The organism is uncultured Microbacterium sp. (assembly GCF_963521695.1).
Taxonomy (GTDB): domain Bacteria; phylum Actinomycetota; class Actinomycetes; order Actinomycetales; family Microbacteriaceae; genus Microbacterium.
Genome location: NZ_CAUQWC010000004.1, coordinates 15385 through 34997, shown reverse-complemented (window position 1 = coordinate 34997; position 19613 = coordinate 15385). Strand labels below are relative to the sequence as shown.

Annotated in this window: 15 protein-coding genes; 11 read left to right on the top strand and 4 right to left on the bottom strand. The window is 70.5% G+C overall.

Annotated elements, in window-relative coordinates; translation table 11 throughout:
• Nucleotides 1-548 precede the first annotated feature (548 nt).
• Entirely contained in the window at nucleotides 549-1475 is a 927-nt protein-coding gene (locus RWP81_RS00675) for a heme o synthase (protein WP_314451276.1), read from the bottom strand.
• A gap of 225 nt (nucleotides 1476-1700) precedes the next feature.
• Between RWP81_RS00675 and tkt the strand changes: the two genes are divergently transcribed.
• The 7 genes from tkt to RWP81_RS00640 all read left to right on the top strand — a co-directional run bounded on the left by tkt (nucleotide 1701) and on the right by RWP81_RS00640 (nucleotide 12551).
• Complete coding sequence (gene tkt, locus RWP81_RS00670) at nucleotides 1701-3800, top strand: transketolase (protein ID WP_314451274.1); 2100 nt, start codon at nucleotides 1701-1703, stop codon at nucleotides 3798-3800.
• Between the two features lie 18 nt (nucleotides 3801-3818).
• Entirely contained in the window at nucleotides 3819-4940 is a 1122-nt protein-coding gene (tal, locus tag RWP81_RS00665) for a transaldolase (RefSeq protein ID WP_055955159.1), read from the top strand.
• The gene (locus RWP81_RS00660; RefSeq protein WP_314451270.1) at nucleotides 4937-6562 is read left to right on the top strand and encodes a glucose-6-phosphate isomerase; all 1626 of its coding nucleotides are present in this window, start codon (nucleotides 4937-4939) and stop codon (nucleotides 6560-6562) included. Before tal ends, RWP81_RS00660 begins: the two co-directional genes overlap by 4 nt.
• 3 nt (nucleotides 6563-6565) lie before the next feature.
• Entirely contained in the window at nucleotides 6566-8116 is a 1551-nt protein-coding gene (zwf, locus tag RWP81_RS00655; protein ID WP_055955165.1) for a glucose-6-phosphate dehydrogenase, read from the top strand.
• Entirely contained in the window at nucleotides 8113-9060 is a 948-nt protein-coding gene (locus tag RWP81_RS00650; RefSeq protein WP_055955168.1) for a glucose-6-phosphate dehydrogenase assembly protein OpcA, read from the top strand. The genes zwf and RWP81_RS00650 overlap by 4 nt, the downstream gene beginning before the upstream one ends.
• Complete coding sequence (pgl, locus tag RWP81_RS00645; RefSeq protein ID WP_314451266.1) at nucleotides 9057-9845, top strand: 6-phosphogluconolactonase; 789 nt, start codon at nucleotides 9057-9059, stop codon at nucleotides 9843-9845. Before RWP81_RS00650 ends, pgl begins: the two co-directional genes overlap by 4 nt.
• A gap of 174 nt (nucleotides 9846-10019) precedes the next feature.
• Nucleotides 10020-12551: a LuxR family transcriptional regulator gene (locus RWP81_RS00640; RefSeq protein ID WP_314451264.1), complete on the top strand. Its 2532-nt coding sequence runs from the start codon at nucleotides 10020-10022 to the stop codon at nucleotides 12549-12551.
• A 43-nt stretch (nucleotides 12552-12594) separates the two neighbouring features.
• On the opposite strand, the gene RWP81_RS00635 is transcribed toward RWP81_RS00640, so the two are convergent.
• A complete protein-coding gene (locus tag RWP81_RS00635) occupies nucleotides 12595-13875 on the bottom strand; it encodes a glycosyltransferase family 2 protein (RefSeq protein ID WP_314451262.1) in 1281 nt (426 codons plus the stop codon).
• Nucleotides 13876-14168: 293 nt separating this feature from the next.
• Here RWP81_RS00635 and RWP81_RS00630 point away from each other — a divergent pair, with 293 nt between their 5' ends.
• The 4 genes from RWP81_RS00630 to RWP81_RS00615 all read left to right on the top strand — a co-directional run bounded on the left by RWP81_RS00630 (nucleotide 14169) and on the right by RWP81_RS00615 (nucleotide 18887).
• The gene (locus tag RWP81_RS00630; RefSeq protein WP_314451260.1) at nucleotides 14169-15497 is read left to right on the top strand and encodes a nucleotide sugar dehydrogenase; all 1329 of its coding nucleotides are present in this window, start codon (nucleotides 14169-14171) and stop codon (nucleotides 15495-15497) included.
• On the top strand, nucleotides 15494-16549 hold the full coding sequence (locus RWP81_RS00625; RefSeq protein ID WP_314451258.1) for a GDP-mannose 4,6-dehydratase: 1056 nt from the start codon (nucleotides 15494-15496) through the stop codon (nucleotides 16547-16549). Before RWP81_RS00630 ends, RWP81_RS00625 begins: the two co-directional genes overlap by 4 nt.
• Before the next feature lie 113 nt (nucleotides 16550-16662).
• Complete coding sequence (locus tag RWP81_RS00620; protein ID WP_314451256.1) at nucleotides 16663-18144, top strand: polysaccharide deacetylase family protein; 1482 nt, start codon at nucleotides 16663-16665, stop codon at nucleotides 18142-18144.
• Nucleotides 18141-18887 (top strand): hypothetical protein, encoded by a 747-nt coding sequence (locus tag RWP81_RS00615; RefSeq protein WP_314451255.1) that lies wholly within the window; start codon nucleotides 18141-18143, stop codon nucleotides 18885-18887. The genes RWP81_RS00620 and RWP81_RS00615 overlap by 4 nt, the downstream gene beginning before the upstream one ends.
• A 69-nt stretch (nucleotides 18888-18956) precedes the next feature.
• On the opposite strand, the gene RWP81_RS00610 is transcribed toward RWP81_RS00615, so the two are convergent.
• Together RWP81_RS00610 and secG are read right to left on the bottom strand one after the other, a co-directional pair.
• Nucleotides 18957-19310 (bottom strand): RNA polymerase-binding protein RbpA, encoded by a 354-nt coding sequence (locus RWP81_RS00610; RefSeq protein WP_055955187.1) that lies wholly within the window; start codon nucleotides 19308-19310, stop codon nucleotides 18957-18959.
• 1 nt (nucleotide 19311) lies between these two features.
• Entirely contained in the window at nucleotides 19312-19560 is a 249-nt protein-coding gene (gene secG / locus RWP81_RS00605) for a preprotein translocase subunit SecG (RefSeq protein WP_055955190.1), read from the bottom strand.
• Nucleotides 19561-19613 lie beyond the last annotated feature (53 nt).

Sequence of the window (19613 nt, the reverse complement as noted above, 5' to 3'; positions counted from 1 at the left end):
CCCGCGCCACGGCGGAGGCCGGCCACGGCGCCCCCCAGCGCGCCGCCGGAGACGACGCCCCGCGTCGCTGAGCCCGCTCGTATGAACGCGCCCGCCCCCTTCCGGGGGCGGGCGCGTTCGCGTCCCTCGACCTCGCGCGTCGGCTCCACCCCGCTCCTCGACTCCGCCTCGCGCCTCGACTCCACCCGCCCACCGGAGGAGATTCCGCGAGCGGAGGATGGATGCCTCGGTGGCGATCCTCCCCCCGGCGGAACCTCCTCCGCTCCCGTGGCGTCCCCGCGGCATCCACGCCCTCCACCGAACGCCGCGGCGCGCGCCACCCGCCCACCGGAGGAGATTCCGCGAGCGGAGGACGGATGCCGCGGCGGCGGTCCTCCACCGGCGGAACCTCCTCCGCTCCCGCGGCCTCTCCGCCCACACCCGTCGACGCCCACACCCATCCGCGTCGCGGTCGATTGGCATCCGGGGTCGCGACGGCATCCGCGCGCGGCACTCCTCGAAACGCCGAAGCGCCCGCCCCGATGAGGGACGGGCGCTGGCGAATCAGATCAGAAGGGCAGCAGCGGGTCGACGGCGATCGCGACGAACAGCAGTGTGAGGTACGTGATCGACGCGTGGAACACGCGCATGGGACGAGGCTCGCCGCCGCGCACGGCGCGGGAGTAGAGGCGGTGCGATTCGTAGATGAACCAGCCGCCGAACACCAGCGACGACACGGTGTACACCAGACCCATGGATGCCACGGGGATCAGCAGAAGCGAGCAGGCGACGGTCGCCCACGCGTAGAGGATGACCTGCAGACCCACCTGGGATCCACTCCGTGTGGCGCCCAGCATCGGGACGTCGACTTCTTCGTACTGCGCGGCGTACTTCATCGACAGCGGCCAGTAGTGCGGCGGCGTCCACAGGAACACGAGCGCGAAGAGGATGAGCGGCGCCCACGAGAGCGATCCCGTGACGGCCGACCAGCCGATGAGGACCGGGAAGCAGCCCGCGATACCGCCCCACACGATGTTCTGCTCGGTGCGGCGCTTGAGGATCATCGTGTAGATCACGACGTAGAAGAAGATGGCCGCGGCCGACAGCCCGGCGGCCAGCGGGTTGGTGAATACCCACAGCCAGACGGTCGAGACGGCGGCGAGCGTCCACGCGAACACGAGTGCACCGCGCGGCGAGACCTCGCCGGTCACGAGCGGACGGTTCTCGGTGCGCTGCATGTGCGCGTCGATGTCGCGATCGAGGTACATGTTGAACGCGGCCGCCGACCCGGCGCTCAGCGAGCCGCCGATGACCGTGGCGAAGATCAGCCACAGGTCGGGCAGGCCGCCCTGAGCCAGGATCATCACCGGAACCGTGGTGACGAGCAGCAGCTCGAGCACGCGAGGCTTCGTCAGGGCCACGTAGGCCCGCACGGTGCGTCCGACGGAGCGGCGATCGGTCGTCGCAGTGACGTGCGACGTCGTCGAGATGTCCATCGTCCCCCGGGGTAGCGCGTAAAGAACCTCCCTGATTCTATGCCATCCGCACCACACGCCCGGCCGCCTGTCGAGCCCCGTCACGATCCGCAACAGCGTCGCGGGTTCTCGCTATGCTGGCGGTGAACGCGCGCCCCGCGACGACACCCCCACCCCCCTCCCACTCCTACGGTGGTGAGCGCGGACGTCGGTCGTGAACGGGCGCAGATCGAGAGAGGCACCGTTTTGTCGGACTTCGAATGGGATGAAATCGATCGGCGCGCGGTGGACACCGCCCGCATTCTGGCGGCGGATGCCGTCGAGAAAGTGGGGAACGGTCACCCCGGCACCGCGATGTCGCTGGCCCCGGCCGCGTATCTGCTGTATCAGCGGGTGCTGCGCCATGACCCGGCCGACACGCACTGGCCCGGCCGCGACCGCTTCATCCTGTCGGCGGGTCACTCGTCGCTCACCCAGTACGTCCAGCTCTACCTCGGCGGCTTCGGCCTCGAGCTCACGGACCTCGAGGCGCTGCGCACGTGGGGTTCGCTGACCCCCGGCCACCCCGAGTTCGGTCACACCGACGGCGTCGAGATCACCACCGGCCCGCTCGGCCAGGGTCTGGCCTCGTCCGTCGGCTTCGCGTACGCCGCGCGCTACGAGCGCGGCCTCTTCGACGCCGAGAGCCCCGCCGGCGAGAGCCCCTTCGACCACTTCGTGTACGTCATCGCCGGTGACGGCGACCTCCAGGAGGGCGTGACGAGCGAAGCCTCCTCGCTCGCCGGCCACCAGGAGCTCGGCAACCTCATCGCGATCTACGACTCCAACCAGATCTCGATCGAGGACGACACCAACGTCGCGTTCACCGAAGACGTCGCCAAGCGCTACGAGGCGTACGGCTGGCAGGTGCAGACCGTCGACTGGAAGAAGACCGGCGAGTACGTCGAAGACGTCGCCGAACTCCACGCTGCGATCGAGGCGGCCAAGGGTGAGACGAGCAAGCCCTCGCTGATCATCCTCAAGACGATCATCGGCTGGCCCTCCCCCGGCAAGCAGAACTCCGGCAAGATCCACGGCTCCGCTCTCGGCGCCGACGAGCTGAAGGCCACGAAGGAGGTGCTCGGCTTCGATCCCGAGCAGCACTTCGCCGTCGCCGATGACGTCATCGCCCACACCCGTCAGCTCGTCGAGCGCGGCGAGGCCGAGAAGGCCGCCTGGCAGTCGACTTTCGACGCGTGGGCCGCGAAGTATCCGGAACGCAAGCAGCTGTGGGACCGCCTGCAGGCGCGCGAGCTGCCCGAGGGGATCGCCGATGCCCTGCCCGCCTTCGAGGCAGGCAAAGACGTGTCGACCCGCGCCGCGTCCGGCACTGTCATCAACGCCCTCGCCGCCGAGCTCCCCGAGCTCTGGGGCGGTTCGGCAGACCTCGCCGAGTCGAACCTGACGACGATCAAGGATGCCAAGTCCTTCATCCCCTCGTCGTGGTCGACGCATGAGTGGTCGGGCGACCCCTACGGTCGTGTGCTGCACTTCGGCATCCGCGAGCACGCGATGGGAGCGATCCTCAACGGCATCGTGCTGCACGGACCCACGCGGCCCTTCGGCGGCACGTTCCTCATCTTCAGCGACTACATGCGCCCGCCGGTGCGCCTCGCCGCCCTGATGAACATCCCGACCATCTTCGTCTGGACGCACGATTCCGTCGCGCTCGGCGAGGACGGCCCCACTCACCAGCCGGTCGAGCAGCTCGCGACGCTCCGCGCCATCCCGAACTTCGCCCTCGTGCGTCCCGCGGATGCCAACGAGACGTCCGTCGTGTGGCTCGAGCTGCTTCGTCGCACCGCCGGCCCCGCCGGTATCGCCCTCACCCGCCAGAACATCCCCGTCTTCGCCCGCGGCGAGGGCGCGGCATCCGGTGACGAGTTCGGCTCCGCGGAGGGCGCCGTCAAGGGCGCGTACGTGCTCGCCGAGGCCGCCAACGGCGAGCCCGACGTCATCCTGATCGCCACCGGTTCCGAGGTGCAGCTGGCCGTCGAGGCGCGCGAGACCCTCGCCGCCGAGGGTGTGCACGCCCGCGTCGTGTCGGCTCCGTCGCTGGAGTGGTTCGCCGAGCAGGACGAGGCGTACCGCGAGTCGGTGCTGCCCGCGTCGGTCAAGGCGCGCGTGTCGGTCGAGGCCGGCTCCGCCCTCAGCTGGGCGGGGATCGTCGGCGACGCCGGACGCTCCGTCGCGATCGACCACTTCGGTGCGTCGGCCGACTACAAGACCCTGTTCCAGAAGTTCGGCATCACGGCCGAGGCCGTCGTCGAGGCAGCGCGCGACTCGCTCGCCGCGGCCAAGAAGTAATCCGAGGAGATTAACGACATGAGCACTCCCACCGCAGACCTCGCCGCCGCCGGCGTCAGCATCTGGCTCGACGACCTGTCGCGTCAGCGGATCCAGTCCGGCAATCTCGCCGAGCTGATCAACGCCCGCAACGTCTCGGGCGTGACCACCAACCCCACGATCTTCGCCGGAGCCCTCTCGAAGGGCGAGGCGTACGAGGGCCAGGTCAAGGAGCTCGCCGCCGCCGGTGCCGACGTCGACGAGGCGATCTTCTCGATCACCACCGACGACGTCCGTGACGCGTGCGACATCTTCCTCCCCGTGTTCGAGGCCACCGGCGGTGTCGACGGCCGCGTGTCGATCGAGGTCTCACCCGACCTCGCCCACGACACGGAGGCGACCGTCGCTCAGGCCAAGGATCTGTCGGCGCGCGTCGACCGCAAGAACGTGCTGATCAAGATCCCCGCGACCAAGGCGGGCCTGCCCGCCATCACCGAGGTCATCGGTGCGGGCATCTCGGTCAACGTCACGCTCATCTTCAGCCTCGAGCGCTACGAAGAGGTCATCGACGCCTACCTCGCCGGTGTCGAGAAGGCGCAGGCCGCCGGCCACGACATCTCGACCCTGCAGTCGGTCGCGTCGTTCTTCGTCTCGCGCGTCGACACCGAGATCGACAAGCGTCTCGCGACCCTCGGCACCGACGAGGCCGCCGACCTCAAGGGCAAGGCGGGCATCGCCAATGCGCGTCTGGCCTACGAGCTCTTCGAGAAGAAGTTCTCGGAGGACCGCGCCAAGAAGCTGCTTGACGCGGGCGCGACCGTGCAGCGTCCGCTGTGGGCGTCGACCGGCGTGAAGGACCCGGCGCTACCCGACACCCTCTACGTGACCGAGCTCGTCGCCCCCGGCACCGTGAACACGATGCCCGAGAAGACGCTCGAGGCCACGTTCGACCACGGCGTGATCGCCGGCGACACCGTCACGGGCGCCTACGCCGACGCGCACGAGGTGTTCGACCGCCTCGCCGCCGCGGGCGTCGACGTCGCCGACGCGACGCAGACGCTCGAAGACGAGGGCGTCGAGAAGTTCATCGCCTCCTGGCACGAACTGCAAGACACCGTCAAGACCGCCCTCGAGGCCGGAAGCGCCCAGGCCGCCAAGTGAGCTTCGCGGTCAAGGTCACGGGCCACGTCGGCTCGGTCGTGTCGGCCGAGCTGCCGGGCCTGACCGGCTCGCTGGTCGCGTCGGGCATCACCGCCGGCGACGCGAGCCTCTGGGGCCCGGCCGCTGAAGACGAAGCCTCCCGTCGGCTCGGGTGGGTGCGAGCGGTCTCCGTCTCGCGCCCGCTCGTGCCCGAGATCACGGCCCTGCGCGACGACCTCGTCGCGCAGGGCGTGACCCGCGTCGTGCTCGCGGGGATGGGCGGTTCGTCGCTCGCGCCCGAGGTCATCGCCCAGACCGCCGGCGTTCCGCTGGTCGTCCTCGATTCGACCTCTCCCGGGCAGGTGCTCGCCGCGATCGACGGCGACGCCGAGTCGGGCGGTCTCGCGCAGACCGTCCTGGTGGTCTCCAGCAAGTCCGGTTCGACGATCGAGACCGACTCCGCCAAACGCGCCTTCGAGGCCGCGTTCCGTGACCTCGGCATCGATCCGGCCGAGCGCATCGTCGTGGTGACCGATCCCGGCTCGCCGCTGGAGCAGTCGGCGCGAGCCGATGGCTACCGGGTCTTCACCGCCGACCCCGAGGTCGGCGGGCGCTACTCCGCCCTCACCGCGTTCGGTCTCGTTCCCACGGGGCTCGCCGGAGTCGACATCGACGACCTCCTCGACGAGGCGGATGCCACACTCCTCGAGGTCGCGATCGACTCCCCCGAGAACCCGGCGCTCGTCCTGGCCGCCGCGATCGCCGGCGGTGGCGCGCTGCGCCGCGACAAGCTCGGCCTGGTCACCGACGGCAGCCACATCGTGGGTCTGCCCGACTGGATCGAGCAGCTCGTCGCCGAGTCGACGGGCAAGGACGGCTCCGGCATCCTTCCCGTGGTGCTGCTTCCCGTCTCACCCGAGCTGGACTCCCGACCTGACGACCTGCAGGTCGTCCGGTTCGTCGACGACGCATCGGCGTTCCACCTGTTCGAACGCCACACCGACGAGGTGCTGGTCAGCGGATCGCTGGGCGCCCAGTTCGTCGTCTGGGAGTACGCGACCGCGATCGCCGGCCGGATGCTCAGGATCGACCCGTTCGATCAGCCCGATGTCGAGTCGGCGAAGGAAGCGACCCGCGGTCTGCTGCAGGCGCAGCCGGCTCCCACCGCGCCGGCGTTCGTCGAGGGCGGCGTCGAGGTACGGGTGTCCGACCCCGCTCTGGCCGCCAGCGGCACGGTCGCGGGCGTGCTCGCGGCCCTGTACGAGCGGGTCGCCGCAGACGGCTACTTCAGCATCCAGGCCTACGTGAACCGCCTCGAGCTCGCGCAGCTCGCGGGCCTGCGCGAACTCGTGGCCGCGGATTCGGGTCGTCCCACCACCTTCGGATGGGGTCCCCGCTTCCTGCACTCCACGGGCCAGTACCACAAGGGAGGACCCGCCACCGGCGTCTTCCTCCAGATCACCGAACGCACCGACGTCGACCTCGAGATCCCCGGTCGACCGTTCACGTTCGGACAACTCATCCAGGCACAGGCCGCGGGAGACGCGAGCGTGCTGGCGGAGGGCCACGGCCGTCCCGTCGTCACGCTGACGCTGACCGACCCGCAGGTCGAAGTGCTCTCACTCTTCGAGGCGGCACAGTAAGACATGGTCGTAGAGATCACACCGGGTCACAATCCCCTGCGCGATCCCGAGGATCGCCGTTTGAGCCGAATCGCGGGGCCCAGTGCCCTCGTGATCTTCGGCGTCACCGGCGACCTGTCGCGCAAAAAGCTCATGCCGGCGGTCTACGACCTCGCCAACCGCGGTCTGCTGCCCCCGGGCTTCGCCCTGGTCGGCTTCGCCCGTCGCGACTGGGAGGATCAGGACTTCGCCGAGGTCGTCTACGACTCGGTCAAGAAGTACGCCCGCACCGAGTTCCGCGACGAGACGTGGAAAGAACTGCTCGAGGGCATCCGCTTCGTCCAGGGCGAGTTCGACGATCCCGAGGCGTTCCAGCGCCTGCGCGCGACCGTCGACAAGCTCGACACCGAGCGCGGGACCATGGGCAACCACGCGTACTACCTCTCGATCCCACCGAAGGCCTTCCCCCTCGTCACGACGCAGCTGAAGGCGTCCGGGCTCGTCGGCGAGACGGCCGACGACACCACCGGCTGGCGCCGCGTCGTCATCGAGAAGCCGTTCGGACACGACCTGGCCTCGGCGCGCGAGCTGAACGAGGTCGTGGAGAGCGCCTTCCCCGCCGACGCGATCTTCCGCATCGACCACTACCTCGGCAAAGAGACGGTGCAGAACATCCTCGCGCTGCGCTTCGCCAACGAGCTGTACGAGCCGATCTGGAACCGCAACTACGTCGACCACGTGCAGATCACCATGGCCGAGGACATCGGCGTGGGTGGTCGCGCGGGCTACTACGACGGCATCGGCGCGGCGCGCGACGTGATCCAGAACCACCTCCTGCAGTTGCTGGCGCTCACGGCGATGGAGGAGCCCATCAGCTTCAACGCCGCCGACCTCCGCGCCGAGAAAGAGAAGGTGCTCGCGGCGGTGCGTCTGCCCGAGAATCTCGCCGAGTCCACGGCCCGAGGGCAGTACGCCGGCGGCTGGCAGGGGGGCGAAGAGGTGCGGGGCTTCCTCGAGGAAGACGGCATGAACCCCGAGTCGGTCACCGAGACGTACGCGGCGATCAAGCTCGAGATCAACACCCGCCGCTGGTCGGGGGTGCCGTTCTACGTCCGCAGCGGCAAGCGCCTCGGGCGCCGCGTCACCGAGGTGGCCGTGGTGTTCAAACGCGCCCCTCAGCAGCTGTTCTCGCGCAGCCAGACGCAGGAGCTCGGGCAGAACGCGCTCGTCATCCGCGTGCAGCCCGACGAGGGCGTCACGATCCGCTTCGGCTCGAAGGTCCCGGGCGACGGCACGCAGGTGCGCGACGTGACCATGGACTTCGGCTACGGGCACGCCTTCACCGAGGCGAGCCCCGAAGCCTACGAGCGCCTCATCCTCGACGTGCTGCTCGGCGACCCGCCGCTGTTCCCGCGGCACGAGGAGGTCGAGCTCAGCTGGAAGATCCTCGACCCGATCGAGGAGTTCTGGGCCGCCGAGGGCGGTCCGCTCGAACAGTACTCGCCCGGGTCGTGGGGGCCGGCATCCGCCGACGAACTCCTCGCCCGCGACGGCCGCACCTGGAGGCGCCCGTGATCATCGACCTGCCCGACACCACCGTCAGCGCGATCTCGAAGAAACTCGTCAGCGTGCGAGAAGAGGGCGGCGCCGTCGCCCTCGGCCGCGTGCTGACGCTCATCATCGTGACGCACCACGGCGCCGAAGAAGAGGTCATCGAGGCCGCGAACGACGCGTCGCGCGAGCACCCGATGCGCGTCATCGCCGTGCTGTTCGGCGACGAAGACGAAGAACCCCGTCTCGACGCCCAGATCCGCGTCGGCGGCGACGCCGGTGCCAGCGAGGTCGTCGTCCTGCGTGCCCACGGCGCTGCCGGCTCCAACGCCGAGAGCCTCGTCACGGGTCTTCTGCTCCCCGACGCCCCGGTCGTCGCGTGGTGGCCGGCCGAGGCTCCGGCCAACCCCTCGCGCTCGGCCATCGGACGCATCGCGCAGCGCCGCATCACCGACGCCTCGTCGCAGGCCGATCCCGCCGCGTGGGTGGCCGAACTCGGCGAGCACTACGCCCCCGGCGACACCGACTTCGCGTGGACCCGCCTCACGCGCTGGCGCGAGCAGCTCGCGGCGGTGCTCGATCAGCCGCCGTACGAGCCGGTCACCGCGATCGAAGTGCGCGGCGCGGCCGACTCCCCCTCGACCTCGTTGCTCGCAGCGTGGCTGGGCATGAAGCTCGACGCTCCCGTCGACTACGCCTACCTCCCGGCCGACGAGTGGGCGAGCGGCATCAAGTCGGTCCGTCTCACGCGCGCGAGCGGCGACACGCTGCTCGAGCGTCCCGAGGCGGGGGTCGCTATCCTCCGCCAGCCCGGGCAGCCCACGCATGACCTCGCCTTCCCGCGCCGCACGCTCCGCGAGTGTCTGGCCGAAGAACTGCGCCGCCTCGACCCCGACCTGCTCTACGGTCGCGTGATCACCGACGGACACGATCTGCTGCACGCCGCGAGCGAGAGGAGCGGGTCGTGAGCGACGGTTCGGCCAAGCGCGTCATCATCAAGCGCGACGCCGACGCCCTCGCCGAGTACGTCGCCACCCGCTTCGTGAACCGCATCGTCAAGCGTGTCGCCGAGGGCAAGCGCATGCACATCTGCCTCACCGGCGGCACCATGGGCGGGGCGGTCCTGCGCACCGCCGCGCGCGACGAGCGCGTCGCCGACATCGACTGGTCGCTCGTGCACTTCTGGTTCGGCGACGAACGGTTCGTGCCGCGCAACAGCGACGACCGCAACGAGAAGCAGGCGCGCGAGGCCTTCCTGGATCACATCGACGTCCCGGCAGAGAACATTCACACCGTGGCATCCAGCGAAGACGGGGTCGACCTCGACACCGCGGCGATCGCCTACGCCGACGAGCTCGCGCAGTTCGCCCCGTCGGATCGCAGCGAGACGGGCCCCTGGCCGTCGTTCGACATCTGCTTCCTCGGTGTCGGCCCCGACGCGCACATCGCCTCGCTGTTCCCGGACCGCCCCGAGATCTCGGTGACCGACCGGGCCACCGTGCCCGTGCGGGAGTCCCCCAAGCCGCCGAGCGAGCGGGTCTCGCTCACGCGTCCCGTCATCAACAGCTCGAAGCGCGTCTGGATGGTCATCGCCGGCGCCGACAAGGCCGCGGCCCTTGGCCTCGCCCTGGCCGGGGCGAGCTACCAGAGCGTTCCCGCCGCGGGGGCGAAGGGTCGCCGTCGTACGGCGTTCTTCGTCGACGAGGTCGCCGCAGATCAGGTGCCGCCGCAGCTCATCGACCGCGAGTACTGAGCGTTCACGCTCGCCACGAGGACCGGATGCCATCGGCATCCGGTCCTCGTCGTCTCCTCGTCGCGCCACCCCTTGCCTTTGCCCGAAGCGCGATTTAGCCTTCGATCGGGGGGCATCCTGATCCGGCCCCGGGAGATCGATCTCCCGCTCCGGACGACGCAGTGGGGACGTGGGATGCCATTTATCGGTCGTGCGCGCGAGAAACGCATCGCGCAAGACGTCATCGAAACCACCGGGGGCGCAGGGTGCCTTTTCACCGGGGAGAAGGGCATCGGGAAGTCCGCTCTGGCTCGCGAGATCGCAGCTCGGCACGACGCCGTCGTCATCACGGCGAGCCCGAACGAGCGCATGTGGCAGTATTCCGGGCTTTCCGCCCTGGCGACGGGTCTCAGCGGCGAGCGACGCAGCGCCGTCGACACCGTCCTCGCGCGCAGCCGCGACTGGCCCGAGCACCTCCTCGCCGAAGAGCTCAGCCGAACCCTTCATCTCGTTCACGACGAGCCCGACGTCGTGGTCATCGACGATCTCGACCAGGTGGACAGCGCGAGCCTGACCGTGCTGTCCTACGTGTTCGGTCGACTGCGGGGAACCGGCCTCAGCGTGGTGGCGACGGCGGGTACCGCTGACCGCAGGCGCGATTTCGCCGGCCTGCGGCACTCCCGTCTCGAGCGGCTGTCCTTCGACGAGTCGCTCGACCTCGGACGCGCGGTTCTCGGACCCGGCGCGGCCCTCGCGGTACTCGCCACGGTGGCGGGCTCCGTCGGCGGCGATCCCGCCATCCTCTCGCGCGTGCGCCTCACCCCGTGCGAGGCGGCGGGCGACGATCCGCTGCCGCTTCCGCTCCGACTCGCGGACGACGACACAGACCGCCGTGGGCGGGCGGACCGGGAATTCTCCGACCCCCGCGTCGCCGAGCTCATGGACCTCCTGTGCATCGGGCCGGTCTTCGGGCACGACCGCCTGCGCGCCGCCGCCTCAGCCCTCGGGATCGAGATGGCTACCCTCATCGACGCGGGCCTCGTCGCCGTCCACGGAGAGCTCGCACGAATCGCCGACCCCGCGCTCCGCCTGCGCCTGCTCGCCTCGCTCTCCGCCGACCAGCGGTCCCGGCTGCACATCCGGGCTGCCCAGGAGCACGCGGAGAACTACCCCGCGACCCACCTGTGGCACCGCAGTCACGCCGAGCCCGACGCCGATCGCGAACGTCTCCTGGTCGCCGCGGTCGATCTTGCCCGCGACGGCGAACCGTCGGCGGCGGTCGAGTTCGCGGAGCGCGCTCTGGGCGGGCGCATCGACGACGCTTCACGATGCGGCCTCCTCGTCGACCTCGGCGAGGCTCTCGTGATGCAGGGACACGATGTGCGGGGTCAGCATTACCTCCGGCGCGCCGGAGTACCGAGCGACCCCGACGTGCGCACTCGCGCGGCGCTGGCGTGGCTGCGGGCGACGACGGCCGCCGATCAGATCGTCGACGACGCGATGCTTCGTGTGGCGGCGGAGACCGACGACCCGCGCGCGGCCGAACGTCTTCTGTGCGAGAGTGCCCGGCTGCATCTGTGGCGCGGAGAGACGGAGCGCGCGCACGATCTGGTCGTCCTCTCCGTCGCGCGGGGCGTCGCCTCGACCGAGACGGCGCTTCTCGCCCGCCTCCTCGACGAGTTGGGCGCCGACGTCCTGCTCCCCGTCACCGTCGACACGGGCCTCGCCGCGGACGTCGCGGAGGGGGATACCCCGATCGAGCAGGAACTCCTCGCGTTGAGCACCGCCGTGCTGCGTGAGGAGTACGCCACCGTGCGACGCGGCATCCACGCGCTCCTCGAACGCCGGCCGCGTCCGCAGCCGTACTGGCGCGATCAGCTGCGGCGCCTCCTCGTGACGACGGAGGTGCGTGGCGGTGATCCTGTCGCCGCGCGCGACGCCGTCACCGCCTGGCGGCGCGAGTGGGTCCCCGGGCGCCCATCCGAGGTGTCCGACGTCCTCGTGCTCGCGAGCGCCGCCGCGCTCGATCCACTCGGACCCGGGGCGGGCGAGCTCGTCCGCCGCGGGCGCGATCTCTCCCGACGCGAGGGCACACCGACGCCGTTGCCGTGGTTCGCCGTCCTCGAGGGGGGGTCCGCTCTCGCGGAGGGGCGCTTCGACGACGCGGTCGCTTCCCTCGAGGCCGCGCGAGAAGCGGTGCCCTGCGAGGATCCGTCGCTGCTGCGCTGTGACGCCGACCTGGTCGAAGCGCTCTGGTTGAGCGGTCACCGCGCGGATGCGCGCCGCATCCTCGCCCGCCTCGAAGCGGCGTCCGTCCGCACCCCGCGCCGGTGGACGACGCTCGCGGTGGCGCGCTCGCGCGCCGTCTGCCGCAGCGATCGCGACGGCGCCGCCGCGTTCCGCGAGGCGGAGGCAATCTGGCGCACCGATGATTCGCCGATCGAGCGCCTTCGCCTCCGCGCGGCGCGTGACCGCTGTCTGCCGACCACGGATCGGCCGGTACTGCGTGCCGCGCCGCGTCCCGCCGATCGGGGACGCTCGCTCACCGCTCAGGAACGCGATGTCGTCGCGCTGGTCAGTCAGGGCCTTCGCAACCGCGACATCGCCGCCGCGCTCTTCCTCTCGCTGCGCACCGTCGAACTGCGGCTGACGGGCGTCTACCGCACGCTCGGCGTGAGCTCGCGCGTGCACCTGGTCGCGCTGTTGCACGGCGCGTCCCTGCCCTGATGCCCGGACACGCGAGGACGACGTCGGACTCGGATGCCGGGGCTCAGGGCGAGACGGGTGACAACGCCGCCCGGCGGTCGGGGCTGCGCCAGCGACCGTCGGAGGGCCGTCCGCGTCCGATCGCCGCGACGAGCGCGCGGAGGCACAGCACCGCGTCCCAGACCCGCAGCAGCGGGAAGAGGAGCATCCATACGCGCGGCCGAGTGCCGGTGACGGCGCAGGAGAACACCGTCATCGCCGCATCCGCCGCGAGGAAGGCCGCGGCCAACGGACCCACCGGCAGCACGGTCGCCACCGCCGACGCGACGGTCGACGCCTCTCCGGCGAGCATCACGCTCGCTGCGGCCGCGATCGCGGCGACCACCAGGACCGGCACCATCGCGGTGAGCACGAGGCTGGAGACGACCGTCTCTACCGCGAACACGCCGACGGACGCCCAGAACAGGCCCCGGCGCGGACCGTGGCGCCGCACCGTCTGCCAGAAGCCGAGACTCCACCGCCGCATCTGCGCGGAGTAGTCCCGGAAGAGGGCGGGGTCCTGCGTCTCGGCAATCGCGCACGCCGGGTGGAACGCGATGCGTCCCAGACGCTTCGCGTGCACCTCGAAGGTCATGTTGAAGTCCTCGATCGAGAGCCCGGGCGCGTCGATGTCGATGCGGTCGAGGACGTCGGTGCGGTACATGCTCGCGAATCCCGGCACGATCGCCACCGCATCCGTCGCGCGTGCCGCCTGACCGAATTTGTGGAGGTACTGCGTGCAGACGTAGGTCCGCTCCCGGTAGGAGGTGAGAAGCCGGCCCATCCCCCGGGTCGCGGCATCCGGGGCCGTCGTCGCCCGTCCCGCCACCGCCACCACCCCCTCATCGGTGAAAAGCGGCAGGCCGGTGCGCAGGTAGTCCGGTCGAGGACGCGAGTCGGCATCGAGGAGGAGCAGCAGCGGGAAGCGCTCGGGGATGCGGAAGTGCGCGAGGCCGGCGCGGATCGCTCCCGCCTTCCCCCGGTTGGGGACGAGATCCCATGCCGTGGCGCCCGCTTCGCGCGCGCGCGCCGCGGTCTCGTCGTTCGAGCCGTCCGAGACGACGAAGACGTTGCGCGCCGGGACGAGGGCGCGTGCCGCGCGGACGGCGTCCGCGATCACGAGCTGCTCGTCGTGCGCGGCGATGAGCACCGCCACCTCCTCGGGACGGAAGAACATCGACGGCGACAGCAGGGATGCGCCGGTGCGCCCTTCGGCGGCGAGCCGACACAGGGCGGCGACCCCCCACACCGCGGTCGAGAGCCCGATCGTGCAGATCACGACGATCAGCACGACAGCGAGTGTCACGCGATCCATCCCGCGGGCGTTCGCGCGGCGGGCGTGGCCGTCGGCGCATCGCTGACCGCTCGAGACACGGCATCCCCCTTCGCTCGCGCTCGACCGTACGCGTCGACAGCCGCCGTCGGCGCGCGCCGACCCGCACGCCGGATGCGGTCTCCCGCAAGATCGCGTGCGGTTCGCGGCGACCCGCACGATCGCCGCCCGTTGCTTGACGGTCGCCTCCGCCGCGGCTGAGGGTGAGCGAGGGGTCGACCGTGAGATCCGACTCTGCTTCACGTACCCGCTTCTGGAGGATGATGATGTCCACACTCGATGTCCGGGCGGACCTGTTCCCGGCCCCGCTCGACCCCGCACCGGCAGACGCCCCGTTCGATTTCGACGTCGCCATCGTCGGTCTCGGATACGTCGGCCTGCCGACGGCTCTCGCCCACCACGCGAGTGGCGCTCGGGTGCTCGCGCTGGATGCGTCTTCTCGCCGTCTGCGCACGATCGCGGCCCGCGGTGCCGATCTCATCGACTCCGACCGCGAGCGGCTCGACGTCGCCCTGCACGCCCCGGGTGACTTCCGGCTGACCGGGGACGTCCGCGAGCTCGGCCGCGCCGCCGCCATCGTCGTGTGCGTGCCCACCCCCGTCGACGACCGACAGGTACCCGATCTCGTCCCGCTGCGCACGGCCTGCGCCACCGTCGTCGCCGCCGCACGCCCGGGTCAGCTGATCATGCTCACCTCCACCACCTACGTCGGCTGCACCCACGACCTCATCGAGCAGCCCCTGCGCGATAGGGGGATGCAGATCGGCCGCGACGTGTTCGTGACGTTCAGCGCCGAACGCATCGACCCCGGCAACGTCGGTTTCGCCCAAGAGGTGGTCCCCCGCGTGGTGGGCGGGGCGACCCCTGAGTGCGAGGAGGAGGGCGCGCGTCTGCTCTCCCGATACGCGGCGCGCGTACACCGCGTGTCGAGTCTGGCGACCGCCGAGATGACGAAGCTGCTCGAGAACACGTTCCGCGCGGTCAACATCGCCCTCGCCAACGAGTTCGCCGACATCTGCGGGGCACTCGAGGTCCCGGTGACCGAGGTGATCGAGGCGGCGAGCACGAAGCCGTACGGATTCATGGCGTTCTATCCCGGGCCGGGCGTCGGGGGTCACTGCATCCCGTGCGACCCGCACTACCTGCTGTGGCAGCTCAGAGCCCTGCACGTGGATGCCGGCCTCATCACGGAGGCGATGACGCGCATCGCCGCGCGTCCCCGTCGGGTGGTGGAGCGCATCCGCGACGTGCTCGGGAAGGCGGGCAAAGGCACCCTCGGCGCGCGGGTCCTCGTGGTCGGGGTGACTTACAAGCCCGACGTCGCCGACCTCCGCGAATCCCCCGCCCTGGAGATCATCGACCTGCTCATCGATCTCGGTGCCGAGGTGCAGTACGTCGACACGCATGCGGCGCACATCCACCTCGGGTCGGGGCGCGAGCGCGATTCGCTCGCGGATCCCGCCGCGTTCCGGCCCGATGTGGTGCTCGTGCACACGCGCCACCACGACAGCGATCTCGCCTGGCTCGACATCGACACGGTCGTCGTGGACGGCACCTACCGCAGCGCCGACATCGCGGGACGGGTGCTGCTGTGAGCGTGCAGGTGTACCCCGGCCGCACCGCGACACGATCGCTCGTCACCGGCGGCGCCGGTTTCGTCGGCAGCCACCTGGTCGAGCACCTGCTCGGTCTCGGCGATGAGGTCGTCGTCCTCGACGACCTCTCCACCGGATCCGCCCGCAACCTCGCCGGCGTCGTGGACCACCCGCGGCTGACCATGATCCACGGCTCCATCCTGAACACCCTGACGGTGGGCCAGGCGATGCAGGCATGCGACCGGGTCTTCCACCTCGCGGCGGCGGTCGGGGTGAAGCTCATCGTCGAGCAGCCACTGCGGGGCCTTCGCGTCAACATCCACGGCACCGAGAACGTGCTCACCGCCGCGATCGAGCGGCAGGCCTCGGTGCTGCTGGTGTCGACCAGCGAGGTGTACGGCAAGAACACCGCCGATCGCCTGCGGGAGGACTCCGACCGGGTCCTCGGCGACCCGCTCCTCTCGCGCTGGACCTATGCCGGCGCGAAGGGCATCGACGAGGCGTTCGCGAAGGCGTACTGCGACCAGGAGGGTCTGGACGTCTCGATCGTGCGGCTGTTCAACACCGTCGGGCCGCGTCAGACCGGCCGCTACGGCATGGTGCTGCCCAACCTCGTCGGGCAGGCGCTGCGTGGTCAGCCGCTGACCGTGTTCGGCGATGGCCTGCAGACGCGCTGCTTCTCCGCCGTCGAGGACGTCGTCCCCGCGATGGTCCTCATCGAGCGCGACCCGCGGTCGCGCGGACAGGCGTACAACCTCGGGGGCGCACGCGAGATCTCGATCCTCGACCTCGCACACGAGGTCATCCGCACCCTCGACAGCCGCAGCACGGTCGAACTGGTGCCGTACGCGCAGGCCTACGCGCCGGGCTTCGAAGACATGCGCCGTCGCGTACCCGACAACACCAAGGCGAACGCCCTCGTCGGCTACGAGCCGCGCACCTCGCTGACCTCGACCATCATGCGGGTCGCCGCAGACCTGCTCTCGCGCGAACGACTGGGGTCGGATGCCATGCCCCTCGCCGGTGCCGACTCGTTCCGGGGTGCGTTGTGATCCCCCGCGGGCCGGGCGCCCGTCGGCCGATCTCCCGCGGGCAGGTCACCCGTCGGGCGATCCCCCGCGGGCCGGGCGCCCGATGGCCGATCCCCCGCGAGCAGATCCCCCACGTGCAGGTCGCCCACGTGCAGGTCGCCCGCCCGCAGGTCGCCCGTAGGTCGAGGGCGGCCCTACGCCGCGGTGTCGCCGTGGTTGCGGCGGTCGCGGTGGCAGCCGGGGCTGTCGTCATCTGGTCCCCCGCGCCGCCCGCCGAGGCCGCGACCCGCACGATCGTGAGCCTGACGTTCGACGATGCCAATGCGAACCAGTTGCAGGCGCTCCCCGCCCTCCGATCGAACGGCATGCGGGCGACGTTCTACGTGCCCTCGGGATTCATCGGCGCCACGGGTCACATGACGCGCGCCGATCTGACGACCCTGAAGAACGCCGGCCACGAGGTCGGCGGGCACACCGTGAACCACCCCGACCTCGCGCAGGTGAGCGTCGACGAGGCGAAGAGGCAGATCTGCACCGACCGCCGCAACCTCACGTCGTGGGGGTTCACCGTCCGCAGCTTCGCGTACCCCTTCGCCTCCCGCACGCCCGAGGTCGAGCGGGCCGCCGAAGCGTGCGGATACAGCAGCGCCCGGCTGCTCGGCGACATCCGCAGTCGTTTCGGATGCCCGGAGTGCTCCTACGCCGAATCGACGCGACCCGCCGACCGCTATGCGCTGAAGGCCCTGGATCAAGTGGATGCCACCTGGTCGCTCGACGACCTGAAAGCCGGCGTCACGAATGCCGAGCGCAACGGCGGCGGGTGGGTGCAGTACACCTTTCACGACGTGTGCGCCGACGCGTGCAGCGACCTCGCCGTCACCCCGAGCGTGTTCTCGAGCTTCGTGACGTGGTTAAAGACCCGACAGGGCGCCGGCACGGTGGTGCGGACGATCGGTGACGTCATCGGCGGCGCCGCCAAGCCGGTCGTCAGCGGACCGGTCGTCGCGGCCCCCACCGGGTCGACGAACGGCATCGCGAACCCGAGCCTCGAGGTCGGCGCCCCCGACTGCTGGATGCGCGGCGGCTACGGCAGCAACGCCCCCGCCTTCAGCACGGGGGCACCCGCGCACACGGGCTCGGTCGCCAGCGGCATCACCATGTCGAACTATGCGGACGGCGATGCGAAGCTCCTCCCGCAGTTCGATCTCGGGCAGTGCGCGCCGACGGTGACGGCCGGTCGGACGTACACGCTCCGCGAGTGGTATCTCGCCAGCGGAGTCACCCAGTTCGCGGTCTACCTTCGCTCCACGACCGGGGCGTGGTCGTACTGGACCTCGAGCCCGTGGTTCGCCCCGGCGACGCAGTGGACGCAGGCCGACTGGACGACACCGGCGATCCCCGCGGGCTACGACGGCATCAGTTTCGCCCTCACGATCTTCGCCGACGGCACCCTGCGCACCGACGACCTGCAGCTGTACGACAGCGCCGGTGCGCCCCCGCTGTCCTCCGCCGGCGCGGTGACGCCGCCCACCTCACCGACCTCACCGACCCTGGCGACTCCGCCCGAGGGTCCGGTCGAACTCTTCCGGCCCACCGAGGCCACCACCGCGGAATGACCACACGGCGGACGGCGGCGGCGATCACCCTCGCGGTGGTCGTCGCCACCGTCGTGTGCGCGTGCGTGCCGATCGAGCCGTCTCGCCCCGACACCGGGTACCCCTGGCACACCGGGATCGTGGCGACGACGTTCTGGGTGGGCGAGGTCTTCGACCCCGAGGCCCCCGACGGCAGCCAACGCGTGTCGACGTACGACAGCGACTGGCTCGCCGCCTATGGCGGATGCGACGGCATCGACACCGGCGAGGAGTGTCGCACCGAGTCGAGGACGGCGGACACCGACTACTTCCCCACACGGATGACACCCCGGGAGAACCCGTTCTACCTCGACCTGCCCTTCGACGACGTCAACGACCCCGAGGGCTTCGCGCTCCGTGGCGAGGTCGTGCCCTGGGCCCACGACCCCGCCTTCGCGTCATCCCTCGACGACCCGACGGTCAGCCTGATGAAGAACCGCTGGGTCGTCCTGCACAAGGACGGGCACCTCTGCTACGGGCAGATCCAGGACGCAGGGCCGGGCGAGTACCACGACGCCGACTACGTGTTCGGCTCCGACGACCGACGCCCCGCCAACACCCGCTTCAACGGCGCCGGTCTCGACGTCTCACCGGCGCTCAACGGATGCCTCGGCTTCGCCGACCTCGACGGCGAAGACGACCGGGTCGACTGGGCATTCGTCGACGATGACGATGTCCCGTCGGGACCGTGGACGCGATTGGTCACGGACTCACCGGTCCGCTAGGCGAGCGCTTCAGAAGAGCCGGAGGAACGACGAAGGGCCGGATGCCATGGCATCCGGCCCTCTCGATCGTCACTGACCGCGGCGCTCGCGCAACTGCTGCAACGCGTCGTCGAGGAGGGAAGCGGCTTCTTCGTCGCTTCGACGCTCCTTCACGTAAGCGAGGTGGGTCTTGTAGGGCTCCGCCTTGGCCAGGGCCGGGGGGTTCGCCTTGTCGCGCCCGGCCGGAAGGCCCGAGTGCGGTGAGTCGATCGTCTCGGGGATCTCGTCGTCGGGAATGCCCGCGGCGAAGTAGCGCACCGTCTCGTTTCCGAGGGCGTCCCAGTAGGACACGGCCACGCGATCGGCGTGGAAGCCGTGGTCCTGCTCGCCCATGGGCCCGGCGCCGACGCGGGAGCCGCGGATCGCATTACCTCCGGTGGCCATGTCAGAGCTCCGCGAACTTGGTCAGCAGGCCGAGGCCGACGATGGTGACGAACCACGTCAGAGCCAGGACGACCGTGAAACGGTTGAGGTTGCGCTCCGCGAGTCCAGAGGAACCCATGGCGGAACTCATACCGCCGCCGAACATGTCGGAGAGACCGCCGCCGCGACCCTTGTGGAGCAGGATGAGCAGGGTCAGCAGGAGGCTGGTGACGCCCAGGAGCACCTGCAGGACGAACTCGAGAATCTGCACTGTCGAAAGCCTTTCGCGAGCGGCCTGGTCGACCGCACAAGCGTCAAGTATAG

Bases quoted from the DNA above. Each gene is read 5' to 3' on its own strand.
- RWP81_RS00615 (WP_314451255.1), top strand. From the start codon at position 18,141: ATGACCACACGGCGGACGGCGGCGGCGATCACCCTCGCGGTGGTCGTC.
- tal (WP_055955159.1), top strand. From the start codon at position 3,819: ATGAGCACTCCCACCGCAGACCTCGCCGCCGCCGGCGTCAGCATCTGG.
- RWP81_RS00610 (WP_055955187.1), bottom strand. From the start codon at position 19,310: ATGGCCACCGGAGGTAATGCGATCCGCGGCTCCCGCGTCGGCGCCGGG.
- RWP81_RS00630 (WP_314451260.1), top strand. From the start codon at position 14,169: ATGTCCACACTCGATGTCCGGGCGGACCTGTTCCCGGCCCCGCTCGAC.
- RWP81_RS00675 (WP_314451276.1), bottom strand. From the start codon at position 1,475: ATGGACATCTCGACGACGTCGCACGTCACTGCGACGACCGATCGCCGC.
- zwf (WP_055955165.1), top strand. From the start codon at position 6,566: ATGGTCGTAGAGATCACACCGGGTCACAATCCCCTGCGCGATCCCGAG.
- RWP81_RS00640 (WP_314451264.1), top strand. From the start codon at position 10,020: ATGCCATTTATCGGTCGTGCGCGCGAGAAACGCATCGCGCAAGACGTC.